Raw genomic sequence first — 21,929 nt, 5'->3', positions numbered from 1 at the left:
CCCGACCTGAGTCCCTGGCGCTCAAGTGTGTCATCCCGACCAACGGAGGGTGTCACGGACTTGTTCCCGACACGCTCAACTCCCTCGAGATCGCGGCGATCAGGCCCGCTCGGACCCCGTCCCCGGTCGGGTCGCGAGCGGGAGCAGCTCGTCCTCGCCCCAGGTCACGGCCCGGGTGCCCAGGGGCACGCCGGTCTGCTGGGCCTCCATCATCTGCCCGTTGCCGAGGTACATGGCGACGTGGTGGATGGTCTCGGGGTCCGACTCGTCGTAGGCCCAGAACAGCAGGTCGCCCGGCTGCGCCTGCTCCACGGGCACGTGGGACCCGGCGTGGTACTGATCACGCGAGACGCGCGGCAGCACGATCCCGGCGCGCTCGTAGGCGCGCAGCATCAGCCCCGAGCAGTCGTAGCTGCCGGGCCCGGTGCCGCCCCAGACGTAGGGCTTGCCGGTCTCGGCGGTGGCGAACTCGATGGCGGTGCGGGCGACGCCCGGCGGCAGCGCCTCCGCCGGCCCGGGACCCGCCTCGTCGGCCGGCACGCACTCCTGGATCGCGCCGGTGACGCCCGCGAGGTCGGCGACGAGGCTGGAAGCCAGCGTCTCCCACTTGGCGTAGGCGTTTGGGAACGCCGAGCGCTGGACGATCTGCGCGGCCTCGGTCACCGGCATCGTCTCCCACCCGGGCACCTGCAGCAGGCGGTCGAGGAAGGTCGTGGTCGCGTAGACGGGGTCGCGCACCTGCTCGGGCGTGCCCCAGCCCTGGCTCGGACGCTGCTGGAAGACGCCGAGCGAGTCGTGGTCGACGGCCACGTCCATGCCGACCGTGCCCATCTGCGACTCCTGCATCGCCGTCGCGAGCGCGACCACCCAGCCCCGCGGCGGCACGGCCATGCCCTTGGCGACGCCGATGATCGTCGCCGCGGTCCGGCGCTGGACCTCGTCGAGCTCGGCCGACGTCTGCGGCACGTCCCCGGTCGGCGCCCCGGTCCCGGCCTCGCACGTCGTGCCGTCCGAGCCGTCCTGGCCGCCGGGCACGAACTGCCCGACGACCAGCAGCCCCGCCGCCATGACGACGACGAGGAACCCGGCGAGCACCGCGACCGGCAGCAGCAGGCGCAGGATGCGGAAGCCGGGCGGCAGCTTCGGCGGCGTGTAGCCCGGGGGCAGCCGCGGCGGGGAGAGCATCGCTACGAGGCCCGGTCGTACCCGGACACGCGCCAGTCGCCCGGCGCGACCTGCACGAGCAGCAGCTCCAGGCGCACCGCGTCGGTCGGCACCTGCACGCGCACGGCCTCGGGGCGGACCTCGACCGCCTGCGCCGGGCCCGTCACCCGCGTGCCCGGGACGTTGGCGGGGTCGACCGACGAGAGCACCGCGAGGTACTCGTCGGTCGTGTACGGGGCGAGCCCGGCGCTCCACTGCGCGGCCGTCGTCCCCGGCGGGTGGGTGGCCCAGGCCTGCGTCCAGCGCTGCGCGACGGCCAGGGCCACCGGCGGCGCGTCGGCGAGCGGGAGCGTGCGGGGGCTCAGCTCGGTCACCGGGGCCGGGCCCGGCGCCGGCGCCTGCTCGGGCGCAGCCGACGGCGCCGGGCCCAGGGCGCGCCCGGAACCCTGCTCGGAGCCGCCCACCGCGCCGCCGAGCGACGAGATCCCGATCGCCAGGGCCGCCAGGACGACGAGCACGCCGAACAGGCGCGCCGGCGAGTGCAGGGGCCACTCCCAGAGCGCCCGGTAGGCCGCCGCGCGTCCGCGCCTAGTCCGGATCGGCACCGGGGCCTCCCGGGGCGGGGCGCGGGCTGCTGCGGGACCGGCCCGACGACCCGGCGCCGATCGGGCGGCTGGGGCGGTAGATCCGGTACACCGGTGCGCCGTCGACGAGCTCGGCCTGCACGGGGCTGCGTGGACCACCCGACCCGCCCGCCCCCGCCTCGCCCGTCCGCGCGGCCACGCTGCGGTAGAGGCTGCGGTCGGCGTCGCTGATCTGGGCGCGGGCCGGGGTGGCGTCCCGGTCACCGCGGGGCGTCCCGCCCGGCACCGCACCGGCGCCGCGGGGCAGGGCCCGCTGCGCCGCCGAGCGGGCGGCGAGCGCGGCGGCCGGGTCGGCGTCATGGCTGGGCGCGCCGCCCGCGCCCACCCGCTCGCTGTCGACCCGCACGGGCCCGCTCGGTCCGCCGAGCCCGTCGGCGCCCGCGGGCGAGGCGTCGGTGCGCGACGGGGCGCTGCTCTCCGGGCGCCAGCCGCCGCCGGCGGCGGCCGCGGAGCGCCGCTCGCTCCACCAGTCGTCCTGCCGGTCGGACCCGCGCGGCAGGAACCGGGAGAGCACCCCGCCGCCGGCGGGCGGGAGGACGCCGCTCATCTGGTCGCGGGTCAGCGAGACCATCGCCGCCAGCCGCCGGAACGGGCGCGCCACGGCCCACAGCACCACCGTCACCACCCCGGTGACCAGCAGCGCGAGCCACGTTCCCACCCCGGACCCGGGCCGGAACAGCGCGATGACCATCAGCGAGTGCAGCCCCGCCATCGCGCCCACGAGCAGCGTGTTGACCAGCGCCGCGCCGCCGACGCGCAGGGTCGCCGGCAGCACCTCGGGCTTGAGGAGGGCGACCACGGCGAGCGCGGGAGCGACCATCACCAGCAACCGGATGATCAGCATGGAGACCAGGACGAGCAGCTTGCTCATCAGCTGGAACAGCCCGATGCAGACGGCCTGGATGAACGCCAGCACGCCCGCGCCCGTCCGCGAGCCCTGCCGGCCCTGGAAGTAGCTGTACCGGTCGCCCGCGCGGTCGGCGACGCTCGTGTACTGCTGCTTCTTCGCGTCCGCCGTCGCCTGGGTGTCCTGGCCGTCGGCGATCTCCTGCTTGGTGAACGTCTGCGCGCGCAGCAGCTCGCGGCCCATGTCGCGCGCCTGCGGGACGTCGGCGGAACCGAACTGCCCGCGCAGCCAGTTGTTGTAGACGATCTGGTCGGTCAGCACCGTCGGCAGCGTGTTCGCGTCGCCGACCCCGACCTGGGAGAGGAAGCCGCGCTGCATCGCCGTGACGCCGTCGAGCAGGACCCCGTCGAGCATGCTCGACCAGCGCACCGGCGCCGCGTACGCCGCCGCCGCGATCGCCAGCGCGATCACCGCGATCGCGCCGCGCTGGGCCTGGCGCGACAGGTCCCCGCGCATCGCGAGGACCAGCAGGATCGCCGCGAGGACGATGAGCGCGAGCCCGACCCAGGTCGTGAACACCGCGTCGTACATCGCCGACGTCCCGGCCTGCACGATCCCGTCGAGCGGCGCGAGCAGCCCCGAGCCCTGCTCGATGAGGTAGTGCGACCAGTTCACGCCGCCGACGACGAGCTTGGCGAGGTTGAAGAACTGGTTGCCCAGCCAGGTGTCGGTGGCCGCCGCGGGGTCCCGGGCGCCGCCCGGCCCGCAGCCGAGGTCGTAGGTCCACCAGATCTGCCCGGCGTAGCCGACCTCGGCGTAGACACTGCCCGGGGCGCCCACGCCGAGCGGGGCCGGGTCGAGCGAGCCGACGAGCCCGGTGCCCGGACGGTCGGGGTCCGGCGGGGCCTTGCAGTCCAGGGGGGCCGCCGACGCCGGTAGCCCGACGAGCACCAGGCCGGTGACCATCGCGACGACCAGCGTGACCGCCCGCCGCCGCCCCGCGCTGCGCACCCGAGGGATGCGAGCGATGCGGCGTCGCCGGCGTTCACCGCCAGGATCGCCACACGCTCGCCGCGACGCCACGCCGTCGGCGTCCCGCGCGCGCCGCGACCGCCGCCACCCCACGACGAGGGCGGCGGCGAGGACCACGACGGCGAGCGTCACCCCGACGTCCCCGGGGCGCGGCGGCCGGCGCCCACCCACCGGCCGGGGTCGTGCACCTCGCTGCCCTCGCGCCAGCCGGGGTTGCGGTCCGCGGGCGTCGTGACCGTGGCCTGGTCGGCGTCGTCGGCCAGCTCGCCGACGGCGTCGCCGGTCACTCCGCCTTCGCCACCCTCGTCCATCACCCAGGCCTCGGCCCAGTCGTCGTCGCCCGCCGGCGTGGTGGCCGCCCGGCCGTCGCCGAGGTCGTCGTCCAGGTCCGGGACGAGGTCGTCGAGCCGCTCGTCCGGGGTCCACAGGGCGTCGTGCTGCTCGTCGAGCACCGTCCCCTCGACGACCGTGCGCTCCACCAGCGGGTCCCGCGACGGCGTCACCGGCGACACGCGCGCGGTGCCCGGCGGCGGGGTCGGCGCGGCGCGCGGCGGGGTCCGCGACGGGGGCGGCGTCGGCGGCGTCGGCGGGCCCGCAGCCGGTCCCGGCGGAGGCGGCCCCGCGGGAGGTGGCCCCGCGGGAGGTGGCGAGGCCCCGGCCGGCACGACCGGCACCGGGCCGGTGCGCTCGGCGTCGCTCTCGGGCGGCGCGGTGGACGCGGGCGCGGACGGCAGCGGGCGCACGCGGCGCGCGTCGGGGTTGGTGTCCAGCGTCAGGCGCAGGTGCTCGAGGTGCGGCCCCTCGAGATCGATCCGGATCTTCTCGACGCCCCCGTGCCCGTCGGCGAAGACGAACTGCCGGGGCGTGTCGTCGGGACGGTCGTCGTGGCGGGGGCGCGGCGAGAGCGTGCCGAGCATCTCCTCGTAGCCGACCTCGGTGGGCACCCGCAGCAGCCGCAGCGCCTCGGCCTGCGCCTCCTCGTCGTCGGTGCGCCCGACGAACACCGCGTTGACCAGCGACGCGAACCCCGGCACGCGCAGCAGGTCGCCCGCGAGCTGGGAGGCGAACAGCGCGCGGACGTTGAACTTGCGCGAGTCGCGCGCGAGCCGGTCGATGAGCACCTTGCCGGTGGGGATCTGCGACAGGAAGTGCGTCTCGTCGAGCGCGACGCCCTTCCGCAGGTTCCGGTCGGCGGTGTAGATCGTGCGCTGGGTCAGCCAGGAGGCCAGGTTGAGCAGCTCGACCGCGAGCGACTCGCCGTCGGTCCACTCCTCGCGCGGGCTGCCCGGTCGCGGCAGGGACATGCCCTGCATCGTCAGCACGGTGAGGCGGTAGTCCTCCTCGCCCTGCCAGGGGTCGTCGCGCGGGTCGGCGTGGCGGTCGGGGAACAGCAGCGCGGCCTGGGGCAGCTCGCGGCGCTCCTCGAGGAAGTCGGCGACGACGTCGGCGTGCTCCTCGCCCTCCCGCGCGTGACGGCGCAGGACGGCGATGACCTGGCCGGGGTCGCGGTCCGGGGCGCCGCCGACCTCGCGGACCGCGCGCAGCAGCACGATCCGCGTGTGCGGCATGCGCGCCACGTCGAAGGGCAGCAGGCCGGTGAGGACGTCGAGCACGAGGCGTCGGCGGGTCGCCGCGGCCAGCGAGCGCTCGCGGCGCCAGGCCTTGTCCGGGTCGTCCTCGTCGAGGAAGTGGTCGCGCCGCGGCTCGGCCACCACGCGGTAGGGGTTGAGGATGCCGGGGTCGGCGCCGAGCAGGTGGATGTGCCGGGAGAACGGCGCGAGCTCGGGCAGCTTGGTCAGCTCCGCCAGCGGGCCCGACGGGTCGAGCACCGTCCAGCGGGCCCCGGCGCGCAGCGTCTTGTAGACGAGCAGGCCGGTGAGGAACGACTTGCCCGACCCCAGGCCACCGACGATCGCCGTCAGCCCCGACGCCCGGCGGACCTCCTGGGCCATCCACGGGTCCCACGCCACCGGGCGACGCGTGGCCGTGCACGTCTCGCCGAGCATGATGCCGCGGCGGTCACCCACCGAGGCCGACGCGGCGGGCACCCCCGCGGCCGCCCAGGTCACCGAGCCGCGGCGGCGGTAGGCCGTCGACGCCAGCGGCTCGCCGGGGATGAACTCGCGCGCGTAGGCGTACTGCGCCTCGGGGTGCTCCATCGCCACGCGCGGGCGGTAGAGGTCGAGCACCTGCTGGGCGCGCGTCAGCGCCTCGCCCTCGTCGCGCCCGGACACCGCGACCCGCCACCAGCCGTAGACCCGCGTGTTGAGCTGCGTCAGCCCGCCGGAGAGCTCGTCCTCGATCTGCAGCACGCGGTCGGCCTGGCGGGCGAGCGACATCGGCGGGTCGAGGTCGTGGTCGTGGGTGTAGTGCCGGATCTGGCTGCGCACCTTGCCCATCTGGCGCTGCAGCTCGCCCGCGACCTCCTCGGGCTTGCGCACGTAGATGCGCGCCGACCACTCCACCGGGAACGGGAGGCGGTCGCTGCGCTGCATCCAGGGGTCGTCGGCCTCGGGGATCCGCAGCGCGTCCATGAGGCCCACCGACAGGACCGCGACGTGACGCTGCACCGGCTGGGTCCCGAACCGCCCGAGCACCTGCACGGTCGGCGCGTACGGCTCCTGCTGCAGGGCGACGCCGTCGGTGAACGCGGCGAGGTCCTCGGTCTCCCAGTGCTCGCCCGACGCCGGCGCCACCGTGCGCGGGGCCGGCAGCCCCAGCGAGCACGACCGGTGCATCAGCCACGCCATGTCCTCGGCGGTCGCGGGCACCGCGTCGAGCCCCGCCCGCGACACGAGCGCCTCGACGTGCGCGATCTCCGACTCCAGCGCCGCGAGCTCGGCCGTCGCCGCCGACGGGACCAGCCGGCCCAGGATCGGCGCCGCTCCCTCGAGCCAGCGGTCGACCACCGAGCGCCCCGAGACCTCGACGCCGAGGAAGACCTCCTTGTCCGACATCGACAGGCCCATGAGGTGTCGCTGCTCGCCCTCGAGGAAGCTCTCCCAGCTCAGGGCCCCGGAGACGTCGGGCAGGCGCCCGGGCGCGTTGTGGTCGAACGTCTCCGCCCACAGCGCCACCGGGTAGGGCCGCGACGTGACGCGGACGTGCAGCCAGCGGCCCTGCAGCTCGCCGAGCTGGGTCGCGATCTGGCGGATGAGGGTCTCGCGCTGGGTGTCGCTGCGGAAGCTCCACGGCTGCGGGGCCAGCCGGTACCAGGCGGTGACGCTGGACGCGGTGCGCGCGAGGTTGCCGTCGATGGCGCGCAGCGCGATCGCCGACCGGTAGCCGGTGGCGGGCGCCTCGCCGGTCAGCGAGCGCCCGCGTCGCCGCCCGCCCGTGCCGTTCGTCGCGGGCGTGGGGCGCGCGGGCCGCAGGGCGGAGCCGCGGTCGCCGGCCTCGATCGCCTCGGGCTGGCGGTCCGCGGAGCCACGATCCGGGCGGTCCAGGGCGCGGCGGGACCTACCGCGGCGCAGCACCGTCGCCCCCTCGGCGCTCGTCGGCGCGTCCGGCCCCGCCGGCGCGACCGCCACCGCGCGTCCGGCTGCCGGGCCCGAACGGCCGGCCGGTCCCGGCGGGACCCGCTGATCCGGCTGCGCCGGCCGGGCCCGCCGGGCCGGCCGGGTCCGCCGGCTCGTTCGACATCGGCCACCCCGGACGGCGGCGCGGGCGGGCGGGGCGTCGCTGCGTCCGCTCGGGGTCGGTCTCGGTGGCGGGGCGGCCGCCCGCGCGGTGCGCCGGGACCGCCTCGCGCCGGGCGCGCGACCCGGTCCACGCGGCCATCGCGTCGTCGCCCGGACGGGGGTCCGGGACGGGCGGCAGGGCGGCGGGCTGGTGTCCCCGCGTGGCCGGGGAGCCCACGTCGGCGCTCGACGGCGGGCCGAAGTCGCCCTCGGCGGCGCGGGCCGGGTCGGTGTGGCCGGGACGGGTGCGGCGGCGCCGCTCGGCCGGGGTCCCGCCCGACCCGGCACCGCGCCGGGCGCGCGCGTGGGACGGCCGGACGTCGGCGACCTCGGGCGTGACGTGGGCGGACGGGGCCGACGGGGTCGACGGGGCGGCCTCCTCCACGACCTCCGCCGCGGCGGGCGTGGAGGCGGGCGTGGAGGCGGCCGGGGAGGCGGCCGGAGTGGCGGCCGGGGCACTGGCCGGGGTGGCGGCCGGCGCCTCGTCGTCCCGGGGCGGCGGGCCCCAGGCGTCGTCGCCCCCGGCGGGGCGGCCGACGACCCGCGCGGCGGGCCGGTCGCTGCCGCGCGGCAGGGCGATGGCCGTCGGCGCGCCGGTGAGCCTCGGCCGGTCGCGGCGCACGGCGACGTGGCCGGTCGTCAGCGCGCCACCGACGGGGCGCTGCTTCTCACGGGGCCCGCGCAGCTCGTGCACGAACAGCGTCAGCCACTCCAGCAGCGGGCGCTCGTCGTTGATCCGCCGCGACACGAACCGCGTGATCGCGACGGTGATGAGCAGCGCCCACGCCACGGAGAAGAAGCCGAGGTCGATGCCCAGGCGCCGCTGCACGAACATCACGACGACCATGACGAGGAGCCCGACGCCGTACGCGGAGTAGCGGGCGCGCCACGGGAACGTCGCGCGGGGCGGGCCGAGCCAGACGGCGTCGACGCGGTACACCTCGTCGTCGGTGCGGATGTGCACCCGCGTCACCCCGTGATGAGCTGGGCGAAGAACGCGCCCACGCGGGCGCCCGCACCGGGTGTGAGCGCGATGCCGAGGGCGATCAGCCCGATGATCAGGCCGACGCTGCGACGGGCGACGCCGGCGTTGTCACCGCGGCCGCCGATCCACAGCATGATGATCGCGATGCCCAGGAGGATCAGCGGGACGATGTTGTCCTGGATCCACCCCTGGAGCCCGCCGGTCCCCGGCGCCTGCGCGACCAGGTCGGCGCCGAGGAACGTGACGGTCATGGCGATCCCTCCGCGAAAGTGCTGGTCGGTGTACCGGGACCCGATCTCGACCGGTCGAGTAAACACGGCGCCCCGGGGGAATCAAAGACCTCCGACGACCGGCACGTCGCACCGCCCCGGGGCCCGTGAGCGCCCCTTCTCCGCGCCCTCCCCCACAGGCGTTGCGACATCGTCAACCCTCCGCGACCCATGGGTGGCCACGACCCGCTCTCCTGGTCCGGACGAGCCTATCGTGATCCACACGCTGAGCCGGGACATCACGCTCCGGCGTGGCGCGACCGCGTTCACGTTCGCAAAGCATCGCCCGATGCGGTGGAGCCGGCGCACCGACGGGGAGGTCCGCCACGGTTACCGGTGAGTAGCTATTGTCACCTCTCACAGCGCCGGGGGCCCTACAGGCCGTTACAGTGCCGCCGACGCCGTCATCGCGGCAGTGCTCTGCCGCGGTCTCCGGTCCAGTGCTCGTCAGTTGTCTCACCGGGTCACCACCACGGCCCGGCTCACGGGGAGGTCCCGTCGTGGTCGTCCGTTTGGTCCTGGGGCTCGCCCTGACCCTGGTCGTGGTCGCCGTGTCGGCCCGCCGGGCCTGGTGGCTCTACTCCCTGATCGCCTCCGGCCAGCCCGACGCGAAGCGCGCCGAAGGGCTCGGCGCCCGCGTGCGCGCCCAGTTCGTCGAGGTCTTCGGGCAGCGCAAGCTGCTGCGCTGGTCCATTCCCGGCCTCGCCCACCTCTTCACGATGTGGGGCTTCATCATCCTGCTGACGGTCTACATCGAGGCCTACGGCGCCCTGTTCGACGAGGACTTCCACATCCCGCTGATCGGGCGCTGGTCGGTCCTGGGCTTCCTGCAGGACTTCATCGCGATCATGGTGCTGGTCTCGATCATCGCCTTCGCGATCATGCGCGTGCAGCAGGCGCCGGAGCGCAAGGCGCGCACCTCGCGCTTCTACGGCAGCCACACCGGCGGCGCCTGGCTGATCCTCTTCCTCATCTTCAACGTCGTCTGGACGCTCTTCGCCTTCCGGGGCACGGCGTCGGCGGCCGGCAACCTGCCCTACGACTCGGGCGCCTGGGCCTCGATCGGCGCCGGGTACCTGTTCTCCGGGCTGTCGTACGACACGCTGTTCGTCCTCGAGACGATCTTCCTGCTGCTGCACATCGCGGTCGCGCTGATCTTCCTCGTGGTCGTGCTCTACTCGAAGCACCTGCACATCTTCATCGCGCCGATCAACGTCTCGGCCAAGCGGCTGCCGAAGGCCCTGGGCCCGGTGCCGCCGATCGAGCACGAGGGCAAGCCGATCGACTTCGAGGACCCGCCCGAGGAGGCGTCCTTCGGTCGCGGCAAGATCGAGGACTTCACGTGGAAGGGCATGCTCGACTTCGCGACCTGCACGGAGTGCGGTCGCTGCCAGAGCCAGTGCCCGGCGTGGAACACCGGCAAGCCGCTCTCGCCCAAGCTCCTGATCATGGACCTTCGCGACCACATGTTCGCGAAGGCGCCGTACATGATCGGCGGCAAGGACATGCCCGAGGAGGGCGCCGCCACCCAGGCCGGCGCGAACAACCCGGGCGAGCCCGTGCACGACGGCCACGGCGTGCCCGAGTCCGGCTACGAGCGCTACCGCAAGAGCGACGACGTCCAGGCCTCGCGCCCGCTCGTCGGCACCGCCGAGCAGCTCGGCGTCATCGACCCCGACGTCCTGTGGAGCTGCACCACCTGCGGCGCCTGCGTCGAGCAGTGCCCGGTCGACATCGAGCACGTCGACCACATCATCGACATGCGCCGCAACCAGGTCATGATCGAGTCCGAGTTCCCGGCCGAGCTCGGGGTGCTGTTCCGCAACCTCGAGAACAAGGGCAACCCCTGGGGCCAGAACAACTCGGCCCGCATGGACTGGGCGAAGGACCTGCCCTTCGACGTGCCCGAGTTCGACGGCGAGCTGCGTCCCGAGACCGAGTACCTCTTCTTCATCGGCTGCGCCGGCGCGTTCGACGACAACGCCAAGAAGACGGTGCGCGCCACCGCGGAGCTGCTGCACATCGCGGGCGTCGACTACGTCGTGCTCGGCAAGGAGGAGAGCTGCACCGGTGACCCGGCGCGGCGCTCGGGCAACGAGTTCCTCTTCCAGATGATGGCCATGCAGACCAAGGAGATGCTCGACAGCGTCTTCGAGGGCCGCGAGCCGGGGACGCGCAAGATCGTCACCACCTGCCCGCACTGCATGAACACCCTCGGGCGCGAGTACCCGCAGCTCGACGGGCACTACGAGGTCGTCCACCACACCCAGCTGCTCAACCAGCTGGTGCGCGAGAAGAAGCTCGTGCCGGTGGCGCCGGAGTCCTCGCCCGTACCCACCGCGAAGCTCGACATCAACCCGACGACGGGCCTGCAGTACCACGGCCCGCACTCCGACGGCACCGAGCGCGGGCTGATCCCCGCCGACGGCCACGGCACGCCCGGCCACGACGGCGACCAGGCCGCGCCGGCCGCGGTGGCGCTCGCGGAGAAGGGCTCGACGAACGGGCACGGCGCCTCGAACGGGAACGGCTCCGCCCGCAAGACCGTGACGTACCACGACCCGTGCTACCTGGGCCGGCACAACGAGGTCTACACGCCGCCGCGCGAGCTGGTCGAGGCGGCGGGCGCCGAGCTCAAGGAGATGCCCCGCCACGCCGACCGGGCGCTGTGCTGCGGCGCCGGTGGTGCGCGGATGTGGATGGAGGAGCACATCGGCAAGCGCATCAACATGGAGCGGGTCGACGAGGCCATCTCCACCGAGACCGACACGATCGCCACCGGCTGCCCGTTCTGCCGCGTGATGCTCACCGACGGCCTCACCGAGCGCCAGAGCGAGGCGAAGGCCGTCGGCACCGAGGTCATGGACGTCTCGCAGATGCTGCTCGCGGCGGTCAAGCGCGGCCGGCCGACCGAGGGCGCCGAGACCGACGGCGTCGGCGACTCGGATCCCGGGACCGCGGCCACCTCGGCCAACGTCCAGAACCCGTCGACGGAGAACTGACCTCCCCGTCCCACGGGACGAACGACCGGCGCCTTCGCTGCTTCCGAGGCAGCGAGGGCGCCGTTCGTGTTTCCGGGGTCCCAGCGAGCCTGGTGCAGCGAACGTGGTGTTCGCTGCTTCTATGCGCGCGAACTCCCCGTTCGCGGTCTCGATAGGGTCCGACCGTGCTGCTCTCCGACGGCGACATCCGCGCCGAGATCGCGGCCGGACGCGTCGGGCTCGACCCGTTCGACGCGACGCTGCTGCAGCCCTCGAGCGTGGACCTGCGCCTCGACCGGCACTTCCGCACGTTCAACAACCACGCCTACACGCACATCGATCCCTCGCTGCAGCAGGACGACCTGACGCGCATGGTCGAGCCGGCGCCCGACGAGGCGTTCGTGCTGCACCCGGGCGAGTTCGTGCTCGGCTCGACCTACGAGGTCATCTCGCTGCCGGACGACGTGGCCGGGCGATTAGAAGGCAAGTCGAGTTTGGGTCGTTTGGGCTTGTTGACTCATTCTACTGCCGGATTCATCGATCCCGGCTTCTCGGGCCACGTGACGCTCGAGCTGTCCAACGTCGCGAACCTGCCCATCCGGCTCTGGCCCGGGATGAAGGTCGGGCAGCTGTGCCTGTTCCGGCTGTCCTCGCCGGCCGAGCACCCGTACGGCTCGCCGGTCTACGGGTCGCGCTACCAGGACCAGCGGGGCCCGACGCCGTCGCGCTCGTACGTCAACTTCCGCCGCGGGCTGCCCGAGGACGGCCGCTGACAGGTCAGTCGACGAGCCCGCCGGCCCGGTGCACGCGGTTGCGGCCGGCGTTCTTGGCGGAGTAGAGCGCCCGGTCGGCCTCGCTGAGCAGGGCCTCGCCGTCGCCGGCGTGCTCGGGCAGGCCCGCGACGCCGAACGAGGCCGTGACCAGCTGCTTGTCGCCCCGCCGGAAGTCCTCCTCGACGCGGCCGCGCAGGCGCTCGGCCAGCTTGACGGCGTCGTCGGGGCCGCCGCGGGTGACGAGGATGGCGAACTCCTCGCCGCCGTAGCGGTAGGCCGTCTCGCCGTCGCGCATCGCGATCCGCAGGGTGCTCGCGACCTCCTGGAGCACGACGTCGCCCTGCTGGTGGCCGTAGCGGTCGTTGAGCTCCTTGAAGTGGTCGAGGTCGAGCATGATCACCGACATCGGCGAGGAGTGCCGCTTGGCGTTGGCGACGGCGCTGTCCAGGTCCGCCCCCAGGCGACGGCGGTTGGCCAGCTGGGTGAGCGGGTCGAACTGCGAGAGGCGCTCGGTGGCGGCGTGCAGGCGGCTCGCCTCGATCGCCGAGCCGGACAGGGTCGCGAGCATCTCGACCGCGGACAGGGCCTGGCCGTCGACCTCGCCGTCCGGGGAGTCGTAGCACTCGAGGATGCCGATGACCCGCGCCCCGACGACCAGCGGCACCGCGACCGCCGCGTCCTCGCCGGTGTCGGGGTCGCCGCGCGAGATCTGGCCGTAGCGCGCCGAGCGCCCGACCACGCCCACCCCGAGGTTGCAGTGGGTCTCCAGGGGCGACACGGCGCCGCGGTCGGAGTCGTAGGCGAGCTCGAGGCCGTTGCCGTCCTCCTCGAGCAGCCACAGCAGCACCCGGCCGTCGGTGACCGCGACCGCGGCCTGGACCGTCGAGTCGATGACGTACCGGGTGTTCAGACTGCCCGCGATCTCGCGAGCCATGATCAGGATGGTGCGCAGCCGGTCGGTCTGGGCCTGGAGCCGCTCGGCCTGGGCCGCGGCCTCCTCGCGCTGTCGGCGCAGGGAGACGGTCATGTCCGCGAGCCCGTCGCGCAGGGCCACGAGCTCCTCCGAGCCGTTCACCGGCTCCGGCGGCGACAGGCGCCCCTCGCCGATGCCGCGGACCGAGGCGAGCAGGCCGTCGACGGGCGCGACGACGTGGTCCTGCAGCCGTCGCCGCCCGCGCAGGGCGACGACGAGCGTGACCCCGCCGATCGCGGCGATGAGGACGCCGACGGCCCACTGGGAGGCGATGGCGTTGCGGTCGGCCGTCTCGATCTCGTCGAGGACGTCGACGCGGGTGGCGTCCTTGCGGGCGCGGTAGTCGTCGAACAGCGCCGTGCCCTGCTTGAGGAAGGTCTCGGCGCCGCCGGGCGGCGGCAGGCGCCGCGCCCGGTCGGCCCACTCGGTGCGCCACCGCTGCTGGGCCAGGAGCAGGGCCAGCACGTCCTGGCGGAGCTGGGGCTCCTCGAGGAGGTTGACCATCTGCGTGTCGGCCGCGGCGAGGCGCGGCGCGGCCTCGGTGGCGGCGTCGGCGAAGAACTGGTCGCCGGTCGCGAGGAAGCCGCGCAGCGAGGCGTCCATGTCGAGCATGGCCTGGTGGGAGTCCTCGAGCGCGAGGAGGCCGCTCTGCAACCGGTTGTCCGCGGGCGTCGTCACCGCGACCCCCCAGACGAGCCGGAACACCACGAGGAGCACGATGACCAGGGCAGCGACCGACACCGTGACGCCCAGCCTCTGGACCTCGTGAATCAGCCTCGGTGCTCGCCTCACCGACTCCCGCCCTCCTGGCGCACTGCCTGTCCGTCAGGACCATCAGCCGCGCGACGCATGACGTTAGCCGGGAGTGGGTAATCGGCTCCACCTTTCGTGCCCTCCTCATCACTGAGTGATGACCGAGGGCGCTGCGCTCGCTCTGGGTGACGCTCGTCAGGCGGACAGCGTGCGGTGGTTCGCGAGGCGCACGACCCGGGAGCCCCCACCGGGTCCCGGGCGCTCCCGCGCCAGCCGTTGGGCGGCCGCGGCGACACGGACCCGGTCGGGGTCGACGTCCCGCGCGTTCTGCGAGGCGACGAGCGCGGCGATCGCCGCCTGGTTCGCGGCGCCGACCGGGGAGTCCCCGGCGACGGGCACCGCCACCACCGGGACGCCGCGCCACACCGCCGCCTGGGTGGCGGCGAGCGCCGTCGGGGATCCACCGCGGACGAGGACGACCGCGGGCACGTCGTCGGCGACGAGCGCGTCGAGGCGCGGCAGCAGCGCGGCGGTCTCGGGCACCGGCCCCTCGTCGGGGGTCTCGACCAGCAGCACGCGCCCGGCCAGGGCCCCGAGCCCGTCGAGGACGTCGTCGACCGCCATCGGGTCGGGCCCTGTCGCGACGAGGACGGGGGCGATCTCGTGGTCGCGGCCGGCGAGCGGCGCGAGGGCGTCGGCGTCCTCGGTGGACGCGACGATGACGAACATCTCCGGGAGCGTCCGCTCCTGCTGCTCACGCGCAGTCATGGCGACCTCACCCCCACCGGTCTCCGTGCTCATGTCGCTGACCAGCCAACACGATGCCGAGCCCCAGCAGGAGGGCCGGGTCGTGGATCTACCCCGACGACGCAACGGGTAGTGACGCTGCGTACGATCGGGTCGCGCGCAACCCGTGACCTGCCCGTGATCGAGCGGCGAACCACACGCGTGTAGTCACGCTGGGCGCCGGAGCAGCGGGCCCCACCCGCGGCCGCCGGGACGGCGTGTAGGCTTCTCAGCGCACCGCGCGAGTGTAGTTCAATGGTAGAACATCAGCTTCCCAAGCTGAGAACGCGGGTTCGATTCCCGTCACTCGCTCCACCAGCATCCGGGCAGGTCAGAGGCCTGCATCGTGGAGCCGGGCCCCCAGGGCGGCCAGGTCGTCGAGGCCCGTGAGGGCGTCCGGCAGGAGCGGGACGCGCACCAGGCCCGGCGGGTCGAACCGCGCGTCCAGGCGCGCCAGGACCTCGGTCTGCTGATCGCGCCGGCAGGCCAGGACGCCGGTCTCGGCATCGGGGACGACCCGGTTGACCACGAGCCGGCCGAGCCGCAGGCCCGCGCCGGTCACCGTCTTCGCGGCACGAAGGGTCTCGGCCAGGGGCAGGTGCTCGGGGACCAGCACGAGGTGCACGAGCGCATCGGCGCGCAGGCGCGTGCTCGTCGCCTCCAGCCGGGCCCTGCGGGCGTGCAGCCGGTCGAGCAGGGGATCGGGTTCCTCGGAGGCGCCGCCGAGCATCCCCGCGGCCATCCGGTCGATGCTGCGCGTCTTCTCCCGCTGCCGCGTCAGACCCTCGATCCACGGCGTGAGCAGCGCGGGCAGGTGCAGCAGGCGCACCATGTGTCCGGTCGGGGCGCTGTCGACCACCATCTCGTCCCAGCCGCCGCCCCCCTCCGTGCCGACCTGCTCGATGAGCTCGGCGAGCCGGTCGAGCAGCGCCGACTCCACCGTTCCCGGGCTGCCGGTGGCCCGCCCGAGGTGCTGGCGCACCGCGGGCATCACCTCGCGCGGCAGGGCCTGCTCGGCGTCCGCCACGATCTCGGCGATCCGGCGGCCGGCCTGCGCCTCGCCGCTGATCTCGGCGGCGTCCAGCAGCGGCCGCACGGTGCGGGGCTCCTCCCCCAGCGGGGTGCGCAGGACGTCGCCCAGCGAGTGCGCGGGATCGGTGGACACGACCAGGGTCCGGCGTCCCCGTGCGGCGGCGTGGGCGGCGTACGCCGCGGCCACGGTCGTCTTGCCCACCCCGCCCTTGCCGCCGAAGAACCGGATCAACAGCAGGTCCCCGGATCGCCGAAGCTCTCCCGGCCCATCCGCTGGTGCCAGGTGTGGACGTCGGCGACCAGGTACGGGACGAGGTCCAGGGTCTCGTAGGCGACCGGGTTGTCGACGCCGAGCGACTCCAGCATGACCAGGGCGCGCAGCGTGTCCTCCTGGCGGCGGACCTCCCGCCGGAGACCCTGGCGCCACCGCGCCACGAACAGCTCGTCGTGGCCGCGTTCGATCGCGCGCCAGATCGACGTCACGCGCGCCCGCACGCTCACGTCTCGGGTTCCGGCTCCCGCTCGGCCTCCGGGACGCGGCTGGAGCGCCACGCCGACCGCAGCCCGAGGCTCGCCTCCACGATCAGCCAGATCGCCAGGACGAAGATGATCAGGTCGAGCGGCGCCAGGACCCAGTCGCCCTCGCCGACGAACTCCACCAGGTTGATGATCAGGGCCCAGGTGGTCATCACCAGCAGGAACACCAGCGGGACGAGGATGGCGACCGGGTTGCGCCGGTTCTTGGTGACCCACACCGCGATCACCGCCAGCGCCAGCCCCGCGGTGAGCTGGTTGGTCGTGCCGAAGAGCTGCCAGAGCACCCCGAAGGTGTAGCCGTCCTCGCCGCCGCCGGGCAGGAGGGCCATCGCGAGCGGGATGCCGACCGCGACGAGGCTCGCGAAGGTCGCGTTGCGCGAGAGCCGGTGGGCGCCGGCGACGTCGGCGATCTCCTGCACGATGTAGCGTTGGAGACGCACGCCGGTGTCCATCGTGGTGGCCGCGAAGCTGATGACCACGATCGCCGCGAAGATCGTCCCGATCGAGAGCGGGACGCCCAGGTTGTTCGCGAAGCCCGCGACGCCGTCGACGAAGTTGCCCGTCGCGCCGTCGGAGGCGGTCGCGAAGTCGGCGTAGAGCGCGTTCCAGTCGGTCGTGGAGGCCGCGACGCCCGCCGTGCAGGCGAGGATCGTGGCCAGCGCCAGCGAGCCCTCCCCGACGGCCCCGAAGTAGCCGACGTAGCGCGCGTCGGTCTCCTTGTCCAGCTGCTTGGACGTCGTCCCCGACGCCACCAGGCTGTGGAAGCCCGACACCGCCCCGCAGGCGATGGTGACGAAGAGCAGCGGGAACCAGCTCGGCGAGCCCTCCGGGGTGTCGTTGACGAGCGGCGCCACGATGCGGTCCATGCCGACCGCGACCCCGAGCGCGATCACGCCGAGGGCGATGAACAGCTGGTGGGAGTTGATGTAGTCGCGCGGCTGGAGCAGGACCCACACCGGGATGCGCGAGGCCACGAACGTGTACGCGAACAGCAGGATGACCCAGATGTTGCGCTCGGTGAAGAACCCGGCGTCGGACGCGAGGAACTCCAGCGAGATCGGCACCGCCTGGCCCACCAGGATGAACAGGTAGAGCAGGACGACGCCGACGAGCGACGGCACCAGGGCCGCGGTGCGCTTGCGGTAGACGTACTGCCCGATCCCGATGGCCAGCGGGATCTGGAACAGGATCGGCAGGACCGCTTCCGGGTTCGCGACGAACAGGTTCGCGATGACCACGGCGAACACCGCGTTGACCAGGGTCAGCAGGAAGAAGATGATCAGGAGGAAGAGCGTCCGCGAGCGCTTGTTGATGACGTCCTGGGCCAGCGTGCCGATGCTGCGCGCCCGGTGGCGCACCGAGACCGCCAGGGCGCCGAAGTCGTGGACGCCGGCCGCGAAGATCGTCCCGAGCACCACCCACGCCAGCGCCGGTCCCCACCCCCAGAACACCGCGATCGCAGGACCGACGATCGGCGCCGCCCCGGCGATCGAGGTGAAGTGGTGGCCGAAGAGCACGTGCTTGTTGGTGGGGACGAAGTCGACGCCGTCGCGCATGTGGTGCGCGGGGGTGGTGAACGCGGGGTCCAGCGCGTAGACCTTCTCGGCCAGGTACTTCGAGTAGTAGCGGTAGCCGAGGTAGAAGGCGACCGCGACGACGAGCGCGACAACGATGGCGGGCATGGCACTCACTCCACGGACATCGTCGGCGGGAGGTCGCCCGAACGTGCACCGTCCGGCAACTCCGCGTCACGGATCGGACCGGCAACGTAACACCGCGGACGATCCGCCGAGAAGGGTCGCGACGTGACGGGCCTCCTCGCGTCGTGGCGCCGCGCGGTCACCGCCGAGCTGTGCTGGCTCGAGCCCTCCGGCACGCCGGCGGCGCTCGCCGTGGTCCCCCTCGTCGCCGACGGCGTCCCCGTCGTGGCCGTGCCCTACAGCCACAGCGACGCGGTCGACGGCCTGCGTGCGGCCGGCCGGGCGGTGTGGGCGGTCACCGACTCCCGCTCGCTGCCGCGCGGTCGCCCGGGGCGGGCGGCGGTCGGGCGGGTCGAGGTCGTCGACGACGTCGGCGGGGACGTGTTCGCCGGGGAGCTCCTCGACCAGGAGCTGCGCAAGTACCCGCCCGCGCGCACCCTCGTCGACAGCCCCGTCCTGCGTCGCGAGCACTGGTGGTTCCTGCCGCGCATCCTCGTCCGCCTGGTCCCGACCGGGAGCCGGGAGCTCGACCTCCCCGCACGCACCAACCCCCGGACCCACGCCCTGCTCGTGCGGGAGGACGGCGACGGGCCGGCGCTCGACGTGGTGGCGCTGCGCGGAACGGCCGACCGCCTCGCGCTCACCGGTCTCGGCGGGGAGCCCCTGCGCGGGGACGGGGCCCGGGCCGCCGTCTTCGGCTACGACTACTCGCTCCCCGACCTCGAACGCTTCGAGACCTGGTCGGTGCGCGGCACCCTGCTGGGCGACGAGCTGCTGGTCGCGAGCCGCGAGGGCGACCCGGACACCGACCTCGCGCCGCTCTCGCTCCTGCGCCGCATCGCCCGCCAGCGCGGGCTCGCCCGGGCGTGCCGGCGCGGGATCGCCGCCGCCGAGGGCCGTCGGCGCGCGTAGCCGCCCACCCGCCGGCTTGCCCCGGCCGCGGCGGCCCCGCCAGGGTTCGGGCGTGCTCGTGCGCCGGGAACGCCCCGAGGACATCGCCGCGGTGCGGAGCGTGGTCGCCGCCGCGTTCCCCGTCCCCGACGGGGCCACGGAGCCCGTCGAGGTCGGCCTGCTCGAGCGGCTCCGCGACGACGACGGCTGGCTGCCGGCGTTCTCGCTGGTGGCGGTGGTCGACGGCGAGGTGGTCGACGACGACGTGGTCGGCCACGTCGTCGCCACCCGCGGCCGGGTCGGCGAGCACCCCGCCCTCGGCCTCGGCCCGATCGCCGTGCGCCCCGACCACCAGGGGCGCGGTGTCGGGACGGCGCTGGTGCACGCGCTCGTCGGGGCGGCGGAGGCCCGCGACGAGGCGCTCGTCGCGCTCCTCGGCGAGCCCGGCTTCTACGCGCGCTTCGGCTTCCGCCCGGCGGGCGAGCACGGGATCGAGGCCCCCGACCCGGCGTGGGGCCGGCACTTCCAGGTCCGACCCCTCGCCGACGGTCCGCCCCGTGGGGCGTTCCGCTACGCCGCGCCGTTCGCGGACCTCTGACGATCAGTCCTCGGCGGCCAGCAGCTCGTCGAGCTGCTCGAAGCCCTCCTTGACACCCACGTCCATGCCGCTGGAGAGCATGGCGTCGCGGGCTTCCATCGAGTCGAACACCGACAGGCCCTCGAGGCGCGTGCGGCCGTCGCCGAGGTCGACGAAGGTCAGCGTCTCGAGGCTGACGCCGTCGGGGAAGCCCTCGAAGGTGAAGGTCTGGACGATCCGCTCGTCCGGCCGGACCTCGTGGAACGAGCCGAAGAAGCGGTACTCGCCGTGCTCGTCGCGGTGGGTGTAGCGGTATCCGCCGCCGGTCTCGGCGTCCCAGTGGTCGATCTCCATCGTGAGGCCGCGCGGGCCCAGCCAGCGCTTCACGAGGTCGGCGTCGACGTGCGCGCGGAAGACGTTCGCGACGGGGGCGTCGAACTCGCGGGTGATGAGGATGGTCGGCAGGGCCGGGTCGGCGGTGATGGTGGTCTCGCGGGTCGCGGTGCTCATCAGGAAGCTCCTCGTTCGGTGTGTCGTGTGTCGGTCGGGGACTGCTCGGTGTCCATCTCGGCGAGGACGTCGTCGAGACGGCGGTAGCGCTCCTCAGCCCGGCGGCGGTAGCGCTCGATCCACGTGGTCATCAGGTCGAAGACCTCCGCCTCGAGGTGGACCGGCCGGCGCTGGGCCTGCTTGGTGCGACTGACGAGGCCCGCCTCCTCCAGCACCTTGAGGTGCTTGGAGACCGCCTGGACGCTGACGTCGTAGGGCTCGGCGAGCTCGTTGACGCCGGCGTCGGCGACGGCGAGGCGGGCCACCATGTCGCGACGGATGGGGTCGGCCAGGGCCGAGAACACCCGCGAGAGCTGGTCGTCCACGCTCACTCCTTGTTCAACCTTGCGGTTGAGGAGAACGATAGCGCCGTCCGTCGGGTTGTTCAACCCCCGGGTTGAACGCGATCCGTTGGCGAGCGTCGGGGAGCCCGGCGAGGATGCGGGCATGGCCCAGACCACCGACCGGATCGACCCCGAGCTCGCCACGGCGATCGCCCGCCTGACCGGCGACGGCTGGCTGCCGTTGACCCGCGCCGACGTCGGCGAGGCGCGCCGCAACTACCGCGAGCTGGCGCTGATCCGACGCGGGGACGCGGCGGCGGTCGGGTCGGTGCACGACGACGTCCTCCCGGCCGGCGGCACCGGGACCGACGCCGACGTCGCCGTGCGGATCTACGAGCCCGCCGGGGAGCAGGCGGCCACCACGGTCGTCTGGCTGCACGGCGGGGGCTGGGTGCTGGGCGACCTCGACACCGCCGACGGCGCGGCCCGGCGGGTGTGCAGCCACCTCGGGGCCACCGTCGTGTCCGTCGACTACCGCCTCGCGCCCGAGCACCCCCACCCCGCGCCACTGACCGACGCCCACACCGCCCTGAGCTGGGCCGCGCTCCAGCGGCCCTCGGACCGTCTCGTCGTCGGCGGCGACAGCGCCGGCGCCGGGCTCGCGGCCGGCGTGGCGCTCCTGGCCCGAGACTGGGGCCCGCGCCTCGACGCCCAGCTGCTGCTCTACCCGGGCCTCGACCCGACGATGGCCTCGGCCTCGGTGGACGACAACGCCGACGGCCCCTTCCTCACCCGCGCGGACCTCGTGTGGTTCTGGGAGCGCTACGTGCCCGACGCCGCCCTGCGCGACGACCCGTCGGTGGCGCCGCTGCGCGCGGCCGCCGAGCCCGGAGGCCTGGACGGCGTGGCCCCGGCCGTCGTGGCGACCGCGGAGCTCGACCCCCTGCGCGACGAGGGCCGCGCCTACGCCGACGCCCTGGAGGCCGCGGGGGTCGCGGTGCGGCGACTCGACGGCGCCGGGCTCGTGCACGGGTTCTTCGGGCTGGCCGCGGCGTCGGCGGCGGCCCGGGCGGAGGGCGACCGTGCCCTCGACGCGCTCGGGGACCTGCTCGCGACCTGAGCTGACCTGAGCCCCCGACACGCTCGACACGACGGGCGGCGCCTGGCTGCGGTGAAGGGTCCGCCGCCGCACGGGACCCGTGCGGCCGATCGGGGGACGACCGCCCGGCGCCGCGCGGACCGCTCGGCGCGTCCGACAGTCCGCCCGCGGGCAGGCACGGGGAGGCATCGACAACCTCGCCCCGCCCGTCGAACCACCCGGCGCCACGGACACGGGACGCGGACCCGAACAGGGGCTCCGGGCCGGGGAGGGGCACGCGGAGCCACCGGACGACCTCGCTATGTTTCGCGGCGTCCGATCACGGAACGGTCACGGCGTCGCTCCCCCTCGTCCCGCCGACCGTCCGCCCCCG

At 74.4% G+C, this 21,929-nt stretch carries 18 protein-coding genes and 1 tRNA gene; 6 read left to right on the top strand and 13 right to left on the bottom strand.

The features are described 5' to 3' along the window. Nucleotides 1-99 precede the first annotated feature (99 nt). The 6 genes from ACYX4T_RS20760 to ACYX4T_RS20735 all read right to left on the bottom strand — a co-directional run bounded on the left by ACYX4T_RS20760 (nt 100) and on the right by ACYX4T_RS20735 (nt 8,603). Nucleotides 100-1,068, bottom strand: coding sequence for a C40 family peptidase (locus tag ACYX4T_RS20760; protein ID WP_476015328.1), 969 nt, complete (start codon nt 1,066-1,068; stop codon nt 100-102). 119 nt (nt 1,069-1,187) lie between these two features. Continuing rightward, entirely contained in the window at nt 1,188-1,769 is a 582-nt protein-coding gene (locus ACYX4T_RS20755; protein ID WP_476011163.1) for a hypothetical protein, read from the bottom strand. After that, a complete protein-coding gene (locus tag ACYX4T_RS20750) occupies nt 1,753-3,666 on the bottom strand; it encodes a hypothetical protein (protein ID WP_476011162.1) in 1,914 nt (637 codons plus the stop codon). Before ACYX4T_RS20750 ends, ACYX4T_RS20755 begins: the two co-directional genes overlap by 17 nt. 149 nt (nt 3,667-3,815) lie before the next feature. Next, on the bottom strand, nt 3,816-7,061 hold the full coding sequence (locus ACYX4T_RS20745) for an ATP-binding protein (protein ID WP_476015327.1): 3,246 nt from the start codon (nt 7,059-7,061) through the stop codon (nt 3,816-3,818). A gap of 85 nt (nt 7,062-7,146) precedes the next feature. Next, nucleotides 7,147-8,331 carry a hypothetical protein gene (locus tag ACYX4T_RS20740; RefSeq protein WP_476011161.1) on the bottom strand — a complete coding sequence of 395 codons (1,185 nt, stop codon included), beginning with the start codon at nt 8,329-8,331 and terminating at the stop codon, nt 7,147-7,149. A gap of 5 nt (nt 8,332-8,336) precedes the next feature. Continuing rightward, a complete protein-coding gene (locus tag ACYX4T_RS20735; protein WP_274200183.1) occupies nt 8,337-8,603 on the bottom strand; it encodes a hypothetical protein in 267 nt (88 codons plus the stop codon). 518 nt (nt 8,604-9,121) lie between these two features. Between ACYX4T_RS20735 and ACYX4T_RS20730 the strand changes: the two genes are divergently transcribed. Further along, nucleotides 9,122-11,623, top strand: a complete 2,502-nt coding sequence (locus ACYX4T_RS20730) for a (Fe-S)-binding protein (protein ID WP_476011160.1) — start codon at nt 9,122-9,124, stop codon at nt 11,621-11,623. Nucleotides 11,624-11,787: 164 nt separating this feature from the next. After that, entirely contained in the window at nt 11,788-12,375 is a 588-nt protein-coding gene (gene dcd / locus ACYX4T_RS20725) for a dCTP deaminase (protein WP_476011159.1), read from the top strand. 4 nt (nt 12,376-12,379) lie between these two features. Here the strand turns inward: dcd and ACYX4T_RS20720 are convergent, their stop codons facing one another. Beyond that, a complete protein-coding gene (locus tag ACYX4T_RS20720; RefSeq protein ID WP_476011158.1) occupies nt 12,380-14,089 on the bottom strand; it encodes a diguanylate cyclase in 1,710 nt (569 codons plus the stop codon). A 207-nt stretch (nt 14,090-14,296) separates the two neighbouring features. After that, nucleotides 14,297-14,869, bottom strand: coding sequence for a hypothetical protein (locus ACYX4T_RS20715; RefSeq protein ID WP_476011157.1), 573 nt, complete (start codon nt 14,867-14,869; stop codon nt 14,297-14,299). 259 nt (nt 14,870-15,128) lie between these two features. Between ACYX4T_RS20715 and ACYX4T_RS20710 the strand changes: the two genes are divergently transcribed. Beyond that, nucleotides 15,129-15,202, top strand: a tRNA-Gly gene (locus ACYX4T_RS20710). Nucleotides 15,203-15,218: 16 nt separating this feature from the next. Here ACYX4T_RS20710 and ACYX4T_RS20705 read toward each other — a convergent pair. From ACYX4T_RS20705 to ACYX4T_RS20695, 3 genes are read right to left on the bottom strand one after another with little or no spacing between them, the layout of a single operon-like run. Further along, complete coding sequence (locus ACYX4T_RS20705; RefSeq protein ID WP_476011156.1) at nt 15,219-16,151, bottom strand: ArsA family ATPase; 933 nt, start codon at nt 16,149-16,151, stop codon at nt 15,219-15,221. Beyond that, nucleotides 16,148-16,402, bottom strand: a complete 255-nt coding sequence (locus ACYX4T_RS20700; protein ID WP_476011155.1) for a cory-CC-star protein — start codon at nt 16,400-16,402, stop codon at nt 16,148-16,150. The genes ACYX4T_RS20705 and ACYX4T_RS20700 overlap by 4 nt, the downstream gene beginning before the upstream one ends. 14 nt (nt 16,403-16,416) lie before the next feature. Then, nucleotides 16,417-18,138 (bottom strand): carbon starvation CstA family protein, encoded by a 1,722-nt coding sequence (locus ACYX4T_RS20695; protein WP_476011154.1) that lies wholly within the window; start codon nt 18,136-18,138, stop codon nt 16,417-16,419. Between the two features lie 123 nt (nt 18,139-18,261). Between ACYX4T_RS20695 and ACYX4T_RS20690 the strand changes: the two genes are divergently transcribed. Next, nucleotides 18,262-19,068: a hypothetical protein gene (locus ACYX4T_RS20690; protein WP_476011153.1), complete on the top strand. Its 807-nt coding sequence runs from the start codon at nt 18,262-18,264 to the stop codon at nt 19,066-19,068. Between the two features lie 52 nt (nt 19,069-19,120). Then, entirely contained in the window at nt 19,121-19,645 is a 525-nt protein-coding gene (locus tag ACYX4T_RS20685) for a GNAT family N-acetyltransferase (protein ID WP_476011152.1), read from the top strand. Between the two features lie 3 nt (nt 19,646-19,648). Here the strand turns inward: ACYX4T_RS20685 and ACYX4T_RS20680 are convergent, their stop codons facing one another. Continuing rightward, nucleotides 19,649-20,134 (bottom strand): SRPBCC family protein, encoded by a 486-nt coding sequence (locus ACYX4T_RS20680; RefSeq protein ID WP_476011151.1) that lies wholly within the window; start codon nt 20,132-20,134, stop codon nt 19,649-19,651. Continuing rightward, nucleotides 20,134-20,499 carry an ArsR/SmtB family transcription factor gene (locus tag ACYX4T_RS20675; RefSeq protein WP_476011150.1) on the bottom strand — a complete coding sequence of 122 codons (366 nt, stop codon included), beginning with the start codon at nt 20,497-20,499 and terminating at the stop codon, nt 20,134-20,136. Before ACYX4T_RS20675 ends, ACYX4T_RS20680 begins: the two co-directional genes overlap by 1 nt. A gap of 121 nt (nt 20,500-20,620) precedes the next feature. On the opposite strand from ACYX4T_RS20675, the gene ACYX4T_RS20670 reads away from it, so the two are divergent. Then, a complete protein-coding gene (locus ACYX4T_RS20670; protein WP_476011149.1) occupies nt 20,621-21,577 on the top strand; it encodes an alpha/beta hydrolase in 957 nt (318 codons plus the stop codon). Nucleotides 21,578-21,929 lie beyond the last annotated feature (352 nt).

The sequence above is a fragment of the Actinomycetospora sp. ABD4_176 genome (genome assembly GCF_056311855.1).
Note: the sequence above shows the minus strand (reverse complement) of the source record. Positions and strands in the feature narration are given on the sequence as shown.